Origin of the sequence: Brachybacterium sp. AOP24-D1-21, assembly GCF_052378665.1 — a bacterium.
Classification (GTDB): Bacteria; Actinomycetota; Actinomycetes; order Actinomycetales; family Dermabacteraceae; genus Brachybacterium.
Genome location: NZ_JBQSXX010000002.1, coordinates 226,934 through 240,011, shown reverse-complemented (window position 1 = coordinate 240,011; position 13,078 = coordinate 226,934). Strand labels below are relative to the sequence as shown.

At 69.3% G+C, this 13,078-nt stretch carries 13 protein-coding genes; 6 read left to right on the top strand and 7 right to left on the bottom strand.

Features of this window, described 5'->3' with window-relative positions:
- Window positions 1–63: 63 nt before the first annotated feature.
- Both ACT3UF_RS15780 and ACT3UF_RS15775 read right to left on the bottom strand, forming a co-directional pair.
- Window positions 64–1,548 carry a malate:quinone oxidoreductase gene (locus ACT3UF_RS15780; RefSeq protein WP_442332121.1) on the bottom strand — a complete coding sequence of 495 codons (1,485 nt, stop codon included), beginning with the start codon at window positions 1,546–1,548 and terminating at the stop codon, window positions 64–66.
- Window positions 1,549–1,878: 330 nt separating this feature from the next.
- Window positions 1,879–2,121: a DUF6458 family protein gene (locus tag ACT3UF_RS15775; RefSeq protein WP_441445457.1), complete on the bottom strand. Its 243-nt coding sequence runs from the start codon at window positions 2,119–2,121 to the stop codon at window positions 1,879–1,881.
- A gap of 278 nt (window positions 2,122–2,399) precedes the next feature.
- On the opposite strand from ACT3UF_RS15775, the gene ACT3UF_RS15770 reads away from it, so the two are divergent.
- From ACT3UF_RS15770 to ACT3UF_RS15760, 3 genes are all read left to right on the top strand, one after another.
- Window positions 2,400–4,979 carry an ATP-dependent Clp protease ATP-binding subunit gene (locus ACT3UF_RS15770; protein ID WP_441445456.1) on the top strand — a complete coding sequence of 860 codons (2,580 nt, stop codon included), beginning with the start codon at window positions 2,400–2,402 and terminating at the stop codon, window positions 4,977–4,979.
- 218 nt (window positions 4,980–5,197) lie between these two features.
- Window positions 5,198–6,142: a VTT domain-containing protein gene (locus ACT3UF_RS15765; RefSeq protein WP_441445455.1), complete on the top strand. Its 945-nt coding sequence runs from the start codon at window positions 5,198–5,200 to the stop codon at window positions 6,140–6,142.
- Window positions 6,139–6,648 (top strand): amino-acid N-acetyltransferase, encoded by a 510-nt coding sequence (locus tag ACT3UF_RS15760; RefSeq protein ID WP_441445454.1) that lies wholly within the window; start codon window positions 6,139–6,141, stop codon window positions 6,646–6,648. The genes ACT3UF_RS15765 and ACT3UF_RS15760 overlap by 4 nt, the downstream gene beginning before the upstream one ends.
- A gap of 82 nt (window positions 6,649–6,730) precedes the next feature.
- On the opposite strand, the gene ACT3UF_RS15755 is transcribed toward ACT3UF_RS15760, so the two are convergent.
- The 5 genes from ACT3UF_RS15755 to ACT3UF_RS15735 all read right to left on the bottom strand — a co-directional run bounded on the left by ACT3UF_RS15755 (window position 6,731) and on the right by ACT3UF_RS15735 (window position 10,094).
- Window positions 6,731–7,612, bottom strand: coding sequence for an A/G-specific adenine glycosylase (locus tag ACT3UF_RS15755; protein ID WP_441445453.1), 882 nt, complete (start codon window positions 7,610–7,612; stop codon window positions 6,731–6,733).
- A 128-nt stretch (window positions 7,613–7,740) separates the two neighbouring features.
- Window positions 7,741–8,178 carry a large conductance mechanosensitive channel protein MscL gene (gene mscL / locus ACT3UF_RS15750; protein ID WP_441445452.1) on the bottom strand — a complete coding sequence of 146 codons (438 nt, stop codon included), beginning with the start codon at window positions 8,176–8,178 and terminating at the stop codon, window positions 7,741–7,743.
- Window positions 8,179–8,238: 60 nt separating this feature from the next.
- Window positions 8,239–8,871: an SAF domain-containing protein gene (locus ACT3UF_RS15745; RefSeq protein ID WP_441445451.1), complete on the bottom strand. Its 633-nt coding sequence runs from the start codon at window positions 8,869–8,871 to the stop codon at window positions 8,239–8,241.
- A gap of 140 nt (window positions 8,872–9,011) precedes the next feature.
- Window positions 9,012–9,350, bottom strand: a complete 339-nt coding sequence (locus ACT3UF_RS15740; RefSeq protein WP_441445450.1) for an FmdB family zinc ribbon protein — start codon at window positions 9,348–9,350, stop codon at window positions 9,012–9,014.
- 78 nt (window positions 9,351–9,428) lie between these two features.
- A complete protein-coding gene (locus ACT3UF_RS15735) occupies window positions 9,429–10,094 on the bottom strand; it encodes a 5-formyltetrahydrofolate cyclo-ligase (protein ID WP_441445449.1) in 666 nt (221 codons plus the stop codon).
- Window positions 10,095–10,261: 167 nt separating this feature from the next.
- Here ACT3UF_RS15735 and ACT3UF_RS15730 point away from each other — a divergent pair, with 167 nt between their 5' ends.
- The 3 genes from ACT3UF_RS15730 to ACT3UF_RS15720 are packed head-to-tail and all read left to right on the top strand — an operon-like array spanning window position 10,262 to window position 13,043.
- Complete coding sequence (locus tag ACT3UF_RS15730) at window positions 10,262–10,891, top strand: GNAT family N-acetyltransferase (protein ID WP_441445448.1); 630 nt, start codon at window positions 10,262–10,264, stop codon at window positions 10,889–10,891.
- A 36-nt stretch (window positions 10,892–10,927) separates the two neighbouring features.
- Entirely contained in the window at window positions 10,928–11,821 is an 894-nt protein-coding gene (locus tag ACT3UF_RS15725; RefSeq protein ID WP_441445447.1) for a hypothetical protein, read from the top strand.
- A gap of 1 nt (window position 11,822) precedes the next feature.
- The gene (locus ACT3UF_RS15720) at window positions 11,823–13,043 is read left to right on the top strand and encodes an alanine racemase (protein WP_444502603.1); all 1,221 of its coding nucleotides are present in this window, start codon (window positions 11,823–11,825) and stop codon (window positions 13,041–13,043) included.
- Window positions 13,044–13,078: the final 35 nt, after the last annotated feature.

Sequence of the window (13,078 nt, the reverse complement as noted above, 5' to 3'; positions counted from 1 at the left end):
CCTCAGTCGTGCGCTCGGGGACGAGGCCGCGCCCTGCAGGGGAGCGGCCGCGCCGGTGAGAGGTCAGGCGTGGCTCAGCCCCAGCGACTCGGCGGTGCGCGAGAGCGTGCGGTGCGCCTCGTCAGCATCCTCGGAGAGCGATCGGCCCCAGCTCGGGACCATCTGGGTGAGCGTGGGACGCCAGGCCTCGATGCGCTGCGGGAACATCTTCTCGAGCAGGCCCAGCATGATGCTGGTGGCCGTCGAAGCGCCGGGGGAGGCGCCGAGCATGCCGCCGATCGAGCCGTCGGCTGCGGTGATCAGCTGGGTGCCGAACTGCAGCACGCCGTGCTTGGCCCTGTCAGGGGCGATCACCTGGACGCGCTGGCCGGCGGTGATCTCCTCCCAGTCGCCCTCGTGCGCGGCGGGCATGTATTCGCGCAGGGCTTCGAAGCGCTGGTGGTGGGTGGCGGCGAGCTGCGAGCCGAGGTAGACCATGAGGTCGAGGTTCGGGGGAGCCACCGCCATCATCTGGGTGATGTTCGAGGGCTTCATCGACTCGAAGAGGTCGGTGTAGCTGCCGGTCTTGAGGAACTTCGGTGACCAGCCGGCGTAAGGGCCGAACATCAGGGCACGCTTTCCATCGACGAAGCGGGTGTCGAGGTGCGGGACGCTCATCGGCGGTGCACCCACCGCCGCCTTGCCGTAGACCTTCGCGTCGTGACGGGCGATGACCTCGGGATCGGTGCAGCGCAGCCACTGGCCGGAGATCGGGAAGCCGCCGAAGCCGCGGATCTCGTCGATCCCCGACTTCTGCAGCAGCGGCAGCGCGTAGCCGCCGGCGCCGACGAAGACGAACGGCGCGCGCACCACCCGGATCGAGTCGTCCTTGGTGGAGCGGACCATCACGCCCCAGTCCTCACCCATGCGGCGCAGATCGACTACCTCGGAACCGGTCGAGACCGTGGTGCCGGTGCGGGAGGCGAAGTCGAGCATCTGGCGGGTCAGGGCCCCGAAGTCGACATCGGTGCCGTCGGCGGAACGGGTGGCCGCGATGGTCTCGGTGACCGGTCGGCCCTCGGAGACCAGCGGTGCCCACTGGGCCAGCTGAGCGTGCTCGGTGGTGAACTCCATGCGGTCGAACAGCGGGTTCGCGGCGAGCGCCTCATGTCGACGGCGCAGGTAGTCCACGTTCTCCATGCCATGCACGAAGCTCATGTGGGGGACGGTGTGGATGAACTTGGCCGGATCACCGATGCGGTCGTTCTCCACCAGATGCGCCCAGAACTGCCTCGAGACCTGGAACTGCTCGTTGATGGAGATCGCCTTGGCAGGGCTGACGGAGCCGTCGACGTCCTGCGGCGTGTAGTTCAGCTCGCAGAGCGCGCTGTGGCCGGTGCCGGCGTTGTTCCAGGCGTCGCTCGACTCCGCACCCAGCTCGTGGAGCCGTTCGAGGACCACGATGTTCCAGCTCGGCTCGAGCTCGGTGAGCATCGCGGCGAGGGTCGCGCTGGCGATGCCTCCACCGATCAGCACCGCATCCGCACGGGTCACGTCCAGGTCAGCCATATCTCTCCGTTCGCTGTGCACGTCACGCGCCTCGAGGCCGGTCGGCACGTCGCGTCGTGCGGCTCCGGGCGGTCGTGGCATCCAGCGTATCCCGTGTCCGGGCCCCTCCGCCGCCTCATCCCCCCGGGCTGACGGTGGACATTCAGGTGCGCGCCGTCGGTCCCTTGTCCTTCCCCTGGCCGGTTCCGTCCCTGCGCCAACACCGACAACGACAGACAGAGGCGGCACCCCGGATCGGGGCGCCGCCTCTGGTCGGACGAGGGGTGAGGGTCAGACGGAACGGTCAGACGGGACGGTCAGACAGGACAGCGGAACGGTCAGACAGGACGGTCAGACGGTGGGCGGGGGATCCCGACGCTCCGAGACCGTGTGCCCCGGTGCGCTCTGGGTGTTGACCACGGTCTTGCGCGAGCGCAGTGAGAGCAGCAGGCCCACGACGAAGAGCACCGCCCCGGCGACCATCAGGATGGTGCCGAGCATCGTGGAGTCCACGCCCGGCAGGTCGAACTCGAGGGCGAAGCGGGAGATGGCTCCGAGCACGAACAGGATGATGCCGCCGACGATGGCGCCCATGGGATGCTCCTTCACGCAGAAAGTATGACGTGGGTCATCTTAGGGGCTGCCGCCGTCCGGGGACGCAGCTCGACCGACAGGTCGGCGGTGCATGTCGGCCGCTGGGAGTGGAGCGGGGAACGTGAGTGGAATCGTCCGGTGAGCGCTCACCGGCATCCAGGAATGACGACCGATCACGCCTGCGGCGAACAGCTATCACGCCAGCGGCGAACAGGCGATGCATCCTCCTCGGATCCGCGTAGTCTCGATCCATCACCACCACCGGACGGGGGAGGACCATGTTCGAACGCTTCACCGATCGCGCCCGCCGCGTCGTCGTCCTGGCGCAGGACGAGGCACGGCTGCTCAATCACAACTACATCGGCACCGAGCACATCCTGCTGGGCCTGATCCACGAGAACGAGGGCGTCGGGGCCAAGGCCCTCGAGGCTCTCGGCGTGACCCTCGATGCCGTGCGCGAGCAGGTCCGCGACATCATCGGCGAGGGCAATCAGACGCCCTCCGGCCACATCCCCTTCACGCCGCGTGCGAAGAAGGTCCTCGAGCTGAGCCTGCGCGAAGCGCTGCAGCTCGGGCACAACTACATCGGCACCGAGCACATCCTGCTCGGTCTGCTGCGCGAGGGCGAGGGGACGGCCGTCAAGGTCCTCTCCCGCCTCAAGGCAGAGCCGTCGGCCGTGCGCCAGGAAGTCATCGAGCGCCTCTCCGGCTACCAGGGCAAGGAGCCGGCCAATGCCGGCGGCCCCGCCGAGGGTCAGCCCGCCGGATCTCTGGTGCTGGATCAGTTCGGTCGCAACCTCACCCAGGCCGCCCGCGAGGGCAAGCTCGACCCGGTCATCGGCCGCGAGCACGAGGCCGAGCGGGTCATGCAGGTGCTCTCCCGCCGTACCAAGAACAACCCCGTGCTGATCGGTGAGCCCGGTGTCGGCAAGAGCGCCGTGGTCGAGGGGCTCGCGCAGTCCGTCGTCGCCGGCGATGTGCCCGAGACCCTCAAGGACAAGCAGATCTACACCCTGGATCTGGGCTCCCTGGTTGCCGGCTCCCGCTACCGCGGCGACTTCGAGGAACGCCTGAAGAAGGTGCTCAAGGAGATCCGCACCCGCGGTGACATCATCCTGTTCATCGACGAGATCCACACCCTCGTGGGTGCAGGTGCCGCCGAGGGCGCGATCGATGCGGCCAGCATCCTCAAGCCGATGCTGGCCCGTGGCGAGCTGCAGACCATCGGGGCGACCACCCTCGACGAGTACCGCAAGCACATCGAGAAGGATGCGGCGCTCGAGCGCCGCTTCCAGCCGATCCAGGTCGAGGAGCCGTCGGTGGCGCACACCGTGGAGATCCTCAAGGGTCTGCGCGATCGCTACGAGGCGCACCACAAGGTCACGATCACGGATGCCGCCCTGGTGGCCGCCGCGAACCTCGCCGACCGCTACGTCAACGACCGCTTCCTGCCGGACAAGGCGATCGACCTGATCGATGAGGCCGGGGCCCGCCTGCGCATCCGTCGGCTCACCGCGCCGCCCGAGCTCAAGGAGTTCGACGCGCGCATCGAGGAGACCCGCAAGAAGAAGGAGGAGGCGATCGACGGGCAGGACTTCGAGCTCGCCGCCTCCCTGCGGGACGAGGAGCAGAAGCTCAAGACGGAGCGCGAGGAGAAGGAGAAGGCCTGGCGTCACGGCGAGTCCGATGCCGTCACCACGGTCAGCGAAGAGGTCATCGCCGAGGTGCTGGCAGCTTCGACGGGCATCCCGATCGTGAAGCTGACGGAGGAGGAGTCCTCGCGTCTGCTCAACATGGAGGACGAGCTGCACAAGCGGGTCATCGGGCAGAACGAGGCCATCAAGGCCATCTCCCGTGCCATCCGTCGCACCCGTGCGGGGCTCAAGGACCCCAAGCGTCCGGGCGGCTCGTTCATCTTCGCCGGGCCCACGGGCGTCGGCAAGACCGAGCTGGCCAAGGCGCTGGCCGAGTTCCTCTTCGGCGACGAGGAGTCGCTGATCCAGCTCGACATGTCCGAGTTCGGCGAGAAGCACACCGCCTCGCGGCTGTTCGGCTCGCCTCCCGGCTATGTCGGGTACGACGAGGGCGGCCAGCTCACCGAGAAGGTGCGCCGCAAGCCCTTCTCCGTGGTGCTCTTCGACGAGGTGGAGAAGGCCCATGTGGACATCTTCAACTCGCTGCTGCAGATCCTCGAGGACGGTCGCCTCACCGACTCCCAGGGTCGGGTCGTGGACTTCAAGAACACGATCATCATCATGACCACCAACCTCGGCACCCGGGACATCGCCAAGGGCGTGTCCCTGGGCTTCACCGCGGGCGGCGACCTCTCCACCGACTACGAGCGGATGAAGTCGAAGGTCCACGAGGAGCTCAAGCAGCACTTCAAGCCCGAGTTCCTCAACCGTGTCGACGATGTCGTGGTCTTCCCGCAGCTCTCGATGGCGGAGATCGTCCAGATCGTCGATCTGGAGATCGCCAAGCTCCAGAAGCGCCTCCAGGACAAGGACATGTCGCTCAGCCTCAGCACGGGGGCCAAGAGCCTGCTGGCCGAGAAGGGGTACGACCCCGTGCTCGGTGCGCGACCGCTGCGTCGCACCATCCAGCGCGACATCGAGGACACGCTCTCCGAGCGGATCCTGTTCGGTCAGATCCAGGTCGGCGACGAGATCGTCGTCGACGCCGAGGGCGAGGGCCTGCTGGGCGAGCTCACCTTCACCCGCCGTGGCGAGAACGGCACCCTGGAACCGATCTCCGAGGTCGTCGACCTCGAGTCGATGACTCAGGCTCGCGCGGACGTCGTGACGCAGACCGAAGGCTCGGATGCACCGGGCACGGACAGCGCGGAAGCCAGCGCCTGATCTCGGCTGGTGCCGGCCCCACCCTCTCGGGGTGAGGCCGGCACCGGTGCTGCGCAGCGCTGACCTCGGCGGCGCACACGAACGGCCCGTGAGACCTGCTGCTCCGGAGCGGCTGACGGCCCGTGAGACCTGCTGCTCCGGAGCGGCTGACGGCCCGTGAGACCTGCTGCTCCGGAGCGGCTGACCGCGGATTCCCATGGAGAGGACCGATAGCTCACGTGATCGACTGGTTGCTGTCGCTGACTGGCCAGCTTGAATCCTGGATCCTGACCCTTGCTGATGCCTGGTGGGTCTATCTCGTGGTGTACGGATTCGCTGCGTTCGATGGCTTCTTCCCGTCGGTGCCCAGCGAATCGACGATCGTCACCCTCTCCTCCCTCTGGTCGAGCTCGGGCAGGCCCTCGATCCTCCTGATCGGTCTTGCCGCCTGGCTCGGAGCCTGGACTGGGGACAACGTCGGCTACCTGGTCGGCAACAAGATCGGCTACGAGCGCTTCAAGTTCCTGCGCGAGGGCAAGGGGCGCGCCGCCGTCGAGGCCGCCGACCGGGGCCTGCAGAAGCGGGCTCTGGTCTTCCTCATGACCGCTCGTTACATCCCCTTCGGCCGCACAGCGGTCAACCTCGTCGCCGGCGCGGTGCACTATCCCCACCGGAACTTCTGGCCCCGCTCCCTGCTGTCCACCTTCGTCTGGGCGGTCTACTCCTGTGCGATCGGTGCCCTCGCCGGTGCCTGGTTCGAGGACAACCACCTGCTGGGAATCACGGTCGCGCTGATCGCTGCCGTGGTGATGGCCCTGCTCGTCGAACGGCTGATCACAGCTGTGCACCGTGCGCTGGACCGGCGTGCGGAGCGACGCGCGGCAGAGGCAGACACGAACGCGGATACGGAGCGGGACGCCGCGCTCGAGGAGTCCACTGCCCCGCAGTCCGCAGCCACGCCCGATGCCCCTGAGCAGTCCGCCACCGAGCACTCCGCCGCAGTGAGCCTCTCAGCTGAACTGAGCACGGCAGAGCCCGACCCATCCCAGCAGCCCGACGTCCAGGCTCCCGCTGACTCAGATCCATTCCGCACGCAGTCCCGTCCCGGGCTGCCGGGCGGTGAACCGATCGCTGTCAGCGCCGAATCTCCGAGCGCGGCCCGAGGCGAGGAGAGCCCCGCATGAGCATCAGCATCCGCCCCGCCCTGCCCGCCGACGTGCGAGCGATCAACTCGCTGGTCGAGCCCATGACCCATACCGGGGTGCTGCTGGGCAAGGACCTCGTGTCCTACTACGAGTCGATCCAGGAATTCCTGGTCGCGACCGACGAACACGGCCGGGTGATCGGCTGCGGTGCCCTCCACGTGATGTGGGAGGACCTCGCCGAGGTGCGCACCCTGGCGGTCCACGACGAACAGCGGGGAACCGGCCTGGGCCACCGTTTGCTGGAGGCCCTGCTCGAGCGTGCCCTCCAGCTCGGATTGCAGCGGGTGTTCTGCCTGACCTTCGAGGTGGAATTCTTCGCCCGTCACGGTTTCGAGGTGATGAGCGAGAGCGTGGACCCCGAGCTCTACAACCAGCTGCTGCGCTCACTGGACGAGGGGATCGCGGAATTCCTCGATCTCGCTCGGGTCAAGCCCAACACCCTCGGGAACACGCGAATGATCAAGCTCCTGGACCGCGAGCGCTGAACAGCGCTCGGCACACCTGCTCAGCCTTGAGCGAGCGTGCGATCGTGCCCTTCTGGAAAGGTGCAGGATCAAAGGTGCAGGGTCAGGGCAGGCGCAGGCCGGTGCCCTGTGAGACGGCGAGGCCGTCGCTCAGCAGCGACTCGGCGCAGCGCTGCACCCGAGCCGTATCGTCCCGGTCCAGGTCGAGCAGCTCCTTCTCGGTCGCGGTGCCGTCTCGGCGCAGCAGCGCCATGATCATGCCCCGCATCTGCCGATCCGTACCCTCGAAGGCCTGGCGCCGTCGGGTGTCCGTCTCCGGGGCGGGGCGTCCCGCAGCCAGCCATGCACAGCCCTGGGCGGCCAGCGGGCATTCCTCGCAGCGCGGTGACCGTGCCGTGCAGACCAGCGCCCCCAGCTCCATCACCGCCTGGTTCCAGGCGACGGAGCGTTCCGGCTGGGAGGGCAGGCTGCGGGCGGCGAGGCTGCGCTCGGCCGCGCTGTAGGAGCGGTCCGGGAGCGCTCGACCTCGACGGGAGCGGGTCAGCACGCGCCGGATATTGGTGTCCACGACGACGGCCCGACGGTGATGCGCGAAGGCGGTGACCGCAGCGGCGGTGTACTCACCAACCCCGGGCAGCGAACGCAGCACCTCCTCGCCGATGGGCACCTCCCCACCGTGCTCACGCACTATCGCGCGGGCGCACTCCTGCAGCCGCAGTGCCCGCCGGGGATAGCCCAGCCGATCCCAGCGGCGCAGGACCTCAGCGGTCGGGGCGTCGGCGAGATCGGCGGGAGTCGGCCAGCAGCTCATCCATTCCCGCCATCGTGGCAGCACCCGGACCACCGGGGTCTGCTGGAGCATCACCTCGGAGACCAGGATGGCCCAGGCGGAGACCCCCTGATGGCGCCAGGGGAGGTCGCGCCCGGTGCGCGAGAACCAGGAGATGACGGCGTCGATTGAGTCTTCATCGATGGGGGAGGGCACCGGCTCCGGTGCGGGTGAGGCGGGTGAGGCGGGCGCGGCGGGGGAGGCATCGCAAACGGCGCGAGCCGGGACCCGATGGTCCCGACCCGCGCCGGTGGACGATGGTGCCGAAGCACCGCTCATGTGAGTCAGACCTGCGGGGTGGTGCCGCCGGGCTGGACGGGGCCACCACGCTGCGCCGTGAGCGCGTCACGGATCTCGGTGAGCAGGACGATGTCCTCGGACACCGCAGTCTCCTCCTCCTCGGGCAGGCCACGACGCTTGCGATCGAGCTTGCGTGCGCTGGAGATCGGCAGCACGAAGACGAAGTAGACGACGGCAGCGGTGATCAGGAAGGCGATGACCGCGGAGAGGACAGCACCGAGGTCCACCCGGGTGGCCTCATTCGCGTCGATGATCTTGAACGAGAGTCCGTTGACGTTGGTGCCGCCGAAGACGTTGATCACGGGCTGGATCAGATTGGCGACGAACGCACCGATCAGAGCGGTGAAGGCGCCGCCGATGACGACACCGACCGCCAGGTCGATGACGTTGCCCTGCATGACGAAGTTCTTGAAACCCTTCATGGGGTCATCCTTCTCGGGTCGGGGATGGGGAGGATCCGCGCTAGCGGTTCCGCACGGACTCTAGCCGATCACCGCGACCATGACGGTGCCCGCGCCGAGAGCGTGAGCCAGTTCTCCAGAACTGGCACGGTCCACGGCCACCAGGATCTGGGTCGAACCGGAGCCGGCACCTCCCAGCCCGACGGTGGAGGGAGTCGTCGGGGCGGCCTCGACCACCTGGGCGGTGATGGCACCGGGGGAGTCCAGAGCGGGATCCGCGGGAAGCAGCTCGACACGGGTCCCCGGACTCAGATGCGGGGCGAGCAGATCGGGGATGGGAACCACCATCAGCACCGCGCCCTCGGGGAGCGATGGCTGTCCCTCTCCGGAGAGGAAAACGTCCAGGAGCGGGGCGCCGGCAGGAACCGAATGGGTGGTGGCGCGACCGAGCACGTGCTCGGCTGCGGTCGGGGCCTCTGCGGGAAGCAGCTGTTCCGCCGTGCGCACCGTGCGCAGATGTTCCGGTCCCAACACCGTCCCGGCGGGCAGGTCCTCGTCCGCGACGATCACCTGAACACCCCGGGCCGAAGGTGGCAGGAGCGAGGGCAGCACCGCCGTGACCGCGACCGCGAGGGCCAGCAGTGCCAGCAGGCGTCGACGGCGGCGCAGTGCACGGCGCCAGTGGGGAAGATGACTGCGGAGTCGGGAGAGCATGCCTGGACGCTAGGTCGCCGACCGTAGCTGCGGGGCGCTGGAGGCCTCGCGGTGGATGACCTCCCGGTGGGGAGGAACGGTCGCGGAAGGGATGAGCTGTGCATCCCGACCCGGTGAGAGGGCCCGGGCAGGGCGCGAGATCAGGAGGCTGCGGCGGGGACCGGCTGGGCGCTGGTGGTCGATGCGGCGGCCGGGGCGGAGGCGGTGCTCGACTCGGTGGCAGTGGCAGGCGCGGAGGAGCTCGTGGACTCGCCGCCAGCGGAGCTCGCGGAGCCCGTGGAGGAGGTGGACGCGCCCGAGGTCTGGGAGTCGGTCGAGTAGAAGCCCGATCCCTTGAAGACGATGCCGACCGAGTCGAAGACCTTGCGCAGCGCATCCTCTGCGCACTCCGGACAGGTCACCAGGGAATCTTCACTGAAGCTCTGGTACTGCTCGAAACGATGCGCGCAGCTCTTGCAGGCATAGACGTACGTGGGCACGCGGGATCCTCCGGGATGATCGATGGGCACGGGTCCGCCGCAGGGCCGACCGCCGACCATCTTACGACTGCAGAGCCCTCAGGATCCCTCGGACGTGATCAGCGAGACCAGACCGTCGGCCGTGAGCACGCGCGGGATCGGCACATCATGCTCGCCGCGCACCAGGGCCCCCTCTTCGAGCAGCTCGCTCGGGTGGATCACCGCCACCACCTGTGCACTCGGCGGGATCGTGGTCAGCGCACGGTCGTAATAGCCCGCCCCGTGACCGATCCGGGTCGCCGAGCGGTCCACGGCCACGGCGGGGGCGAGCACGAGCATCACCTCGTGGAGAGCGCCGGTGCCCAGGCGCTCACCGCGCGGTTCCTTGCCGAAGCCGCGCCCGGGGGAGTCCTGGAAGTCGGAGTCGCCGTCCCACGCGATCCATTCGAGCTCGGTGCCGGCGTCGGCGGCGGGGAACACCAGGCGGGCCCCCGCCTGCGCGAGTCGGCGGGCCAGCGGCATCACATCGGCCTCTGAGGGAGTGGGGTGATAGGCGGCGACCAGCGGCAGCGCCGTCCCTGCAGCCCGCGCCGCGGTCACGGCCGCCTCGACGGCGGTGATCAGGGGTGAGGCGTGCCCGAGCAGCTGCTGAGCTTCGCTGGCCCGTCGGGCCGCACCGTGCTCCCCGCCATAGGCCGCAGCCCGATGGGCTCGCAGCTGCCTGCGCAGCTCCCGCTTCTTCGAGGCCAGCATCTCGGGATCCATGGGGACAGGCTCCCATATGGGGCATATGAGCTCCAGGAGCAGCTGAGGCTCCAGGGACAGCTGGGACTCCAGGGACGGCTGGGACTCCAGGGACAGCTGGACTCCAGGGATGGCGTGTCGGTGGGGAAGGGACAGTCGGTGGGGACGTGGCCGACTACGATGACGCGATGGTTCACGTGTGGCCGCTGGCCCTGCACGACGGGGAGCTGACCCTACGACCCCTGCGGCGGTGGGATCGCACCGACTTCGACCGGCTGCGAGAGCGCAATGCCGACTGGTTGCGTCCGTGGGACGCAAGCGATCCTGAGCGCCGCCGGGCCCCGATCAATTTCCGCACCCTCCGGCGCTGGAACGAGGAGCAGGCACGACTGGGGACCCACCTCCCGCTCGCGATCACGCGCCGGGGCGGCGCGGTCCTCGGCCAGATCACCGCCGGCCCGATCCAGTACGGCGCACTGCGCTCCGCGGTGCTCGGATACTGGATCGACCGCGAGGAGGCGGGGCGTGGTCTGGTGCCGCGGTCGGTGGCACTGGTCATCGATCACCTCTTCGCCGAGCTCGGACTGCATCGCATCGAGGTCACGGTGCGTCCTGAGAACGTCGCGAGCCTGCGCGTGGTCGAGAAGCTCCACCTGCGGCCGGAGGGGATGCGGCGCGCGGCGATCCATGTCGACGGCGCGTGGCGCGACCACCTCGTCTTCGCCCTCACCGCGGAGGAAGTGGTCACGGGTGATGACGGCCGCGGAGTGCTGAGACGACTTCAACGAGAGTTTCCTCCCGACACGCCCACGACGTGACCAGGGGAATCACAGTCGTGTCATTAGTGTGTGGGTGTGGAGTCGATCAATCTTGGAGCCGTCCTCTTCGGCATCCTGCTGCTGCTGTGGCTGGCCTATGCCCTGCCGCGCACAGCAAGCCGTCGTGAGGTGATGGGCCGTGCCCGCGCCGCGGACGAGGCCGAGATGACCTCCCAGGCGCGGGACCTCTCCGCGGCCGTCCACGCCCGCCGCATGCCTACCGAGGTGAACCCGCCCATGTCTCAGGACCGTCTGCTCCTGCGCCCCGCCGATCCCACGCGTCGTCCCCGATTCGATGCCGAGCCGGGTACCCGCATCGACCCTGTCCAGGAGCGTGCCCGCTCCCGCCGTCTGCTGCGCCTCGTGCTGGTCGGCATGCTTCTCGTCACGGCAGTGCTGATCGGCCTCGCCGTCGCCGAGACCGTCACCTGGTGGCTGCCGGTGATCGCGCTGACCGGCACCGCGATCTACCTGGTGGGGCTGCGCCGAAGCGAGCTCGAGCGGAGGTCTCGGCAGACTCTCGCCGCGACCCGCGCCCGCCAGGAGCGAGCTGAGCAGGAGACCGCCCGCCGCCGTGCGACTGCAGCGGACAGCTCGACCACCCCGGCGACGGTGGTCGACGCCGTCGAGCCCGTCGCTTCTTCTGCACCGGCCGAGAGCACTCCACTCGAGGATGCCGCCGAGCGCGCCCTCCAGCGGACCACCCGGCCGGGGGAGTGGACTCCCCGCTCTGTGCCCCGTCCCACCTACACGCTGCGGGGCGAGGTGGACGACCTCGCAACCCGCCATGCCGCCCATCGTCAGAGCATGCTGGCCACCTCGGTGCCGCTGGAGAGCGGACAGGTCGAGGAGCTCGAGGCGGTCGACGAGACCTTCGCACCAGCCCAGGACCTCCATCTCGACGAGATCCTCGCCCGCCGACGGGCCTGAGATGCTCGAAGGCCGCCGTCTCGAGGACCTCGACGAGCTGCTCGCTCGCACGGGCATCCACGAGCGGCCGGTCGCGGTGCTCGACCTCGACGCCTTCGACGCCAATGCCGCGGACCTCGCGCGCCGCGCCGCCGGCACCCCGCTGCGCGTCGCCTCGAAATCCCTGCGAGTGCGAGGCCTGCTCGAGCGGGTGCTCGCCCGGCCCGGGTACGCGGGCATCCTCGCCTTCACACTCCCTGAGGCGCTGTGGCTCGTGCACCACGGCGCCCGGGACGTCGTCATCGCTTACCCGACTGCCGAGCGCGGGGCGCTGCGACGCCTCGCGACCCGCCCGGAGGCCCTGGACGCCATCACGCTGATGGTCGACGAGTCCGCGCAGCTCGACCTGATCCTGGATGCCACCGCTGATCTCCACCCCCGTGCGGGAGGGCGGCGAATCCGGATCGCGCTCGAGCTCGACGTCTCCTATGCCCCTCTTCCCGGTCTTCCCGGGTTGCGGTTCGGAGCGCTGCGGTCACCCGTGCGGAGCGTCGATCAGGCCGTCGCTCTCGCCCGCGAGGTGCTGGCCCGGCCACGACTCGCCCTGGTGGGGCTGATGGCGTATGAGGGGCACGTCGCCGGGGTGACCGACGCGGCCGCGACCCCGTACGGTGCCGCGGTGCGGGCCATGAAGCGCCTCTCCCGCCCAGACGTCGCTGCCCGACGCGCAGAGGTGGTCGCCACGGTGAGCGATCTCGTCGAGCTCGAGTTCGTCAACGGCGGCGGCACCGGTTCGATCGAGTCCACCGCCGCGGAAGGAGCCGTCACGGAGATCGCCGCCGGTTCCGGGCTGGTCGGTCCGGGGCTGTTCGACCACTACCGGGACTTCACCCCGCATGCCGCGCTGCTGCTCGGCGTGAGCGTGGTGCGCAGGCCGGCCCCGGGGGTCGCGACCCTGCTCGGCGGCGGCTGGATCGCCAGCGGTGTGCCGGCGGAGGATCGCCTGCCCACCATCGCGCATCCACCCGGCCTCGCCTTCGCCCCGCAGGAGGCGGCGGGGGAGGTGCAGACTCCCGTCATCGGTCCCGCGGCCGACGCCCTCCGCGTCGGGGACACCGTCTGGCTGCGGCATGCGAAGGCGGGCGAACCTGCCGAGCACTTCGCGGCGTACGTCCTCGTGCAGGGCGAGGAGATCTCCGGTTTTCTCCCCACCTACCGCGGTGAGGGTGCAGTCTTCCTCTGAACCCTTCTCGCACCGGTGCCCTCCGGGCCGCGGGC

What these genes read in the sequence shown, in the direction of transcription:
- ACT3UF_RS15745 (WP_441445451.1), bottom strand. Translation starts at nt 8,871, where the DNA reads ATGCTCTCCCGACTCCGCAGTCATCTTCCCCACTGGCGCCGTGCACTG.
- ACT3UF_RS15770 (WP_441445456.1), top strand. Translation starts at nt 2,400, where the DNA reads ATGTTCGAACGCTTCACCGATCGCGCCCGCCGCGTCGTCGTCCTGGCG.
- ACT3UF_RS15760 (WP_441445454.1), top strand. Translation starts at nt 6,139, where the DNA reads ATGAGCATCAGCATCCGCCCCGCCCTGCCCGCCGACGTGCGAGCGATC.
- ACT3UF_RS15780 (WP_442332121.1), bottom strand. Translation starts at nt 1,548, where the DNA reads ATGGCTGACCTGGACGTGACCCGTGCGGATGCGGTGCTGATCGGTGGA.
- ACT3UF_RS15775 (WP_441445457.1), bottom strand. Translation starts at nt 2,121, where the DNA reads ATGGGCGCCATCGTCGGCGGCATCATCCTGTTCGTGCTCGGAGCCATC.
- mscL (WP_441445452.1), bottom strand. Translation starts at nt 8,178, where the DNA reads ATGAAGGGTTTCAAGAACTTCGTCATGCAGGGCAACGTCATCGACCTG.
- ACT3UF_RS15730 (WP_441445448.1), top strand. Translation starts at nt 10,262, where the DNA reads ATGGTTCACGTGTGGCCGCTGGCCCTGCACGACGGGGAGCTGACCCTA.
- ACT3UF_RS15720 (WP_444502603.1), top strand. Translation starts at nt 11,823, where the DNA reads ATGCTCGAAGGCCGCCGTCTCGAGGACCTCGACGAGCTGCTCGCTCGC.
- ACT3UF_RS15735 (WP_441445449.1), bottom strand. Translation starts at nt 10,094, where the DNA reads ATGGATCCCGAGATGCTGGCCTCGAAGAAGCGGGAGCTGCGCAGGCAG.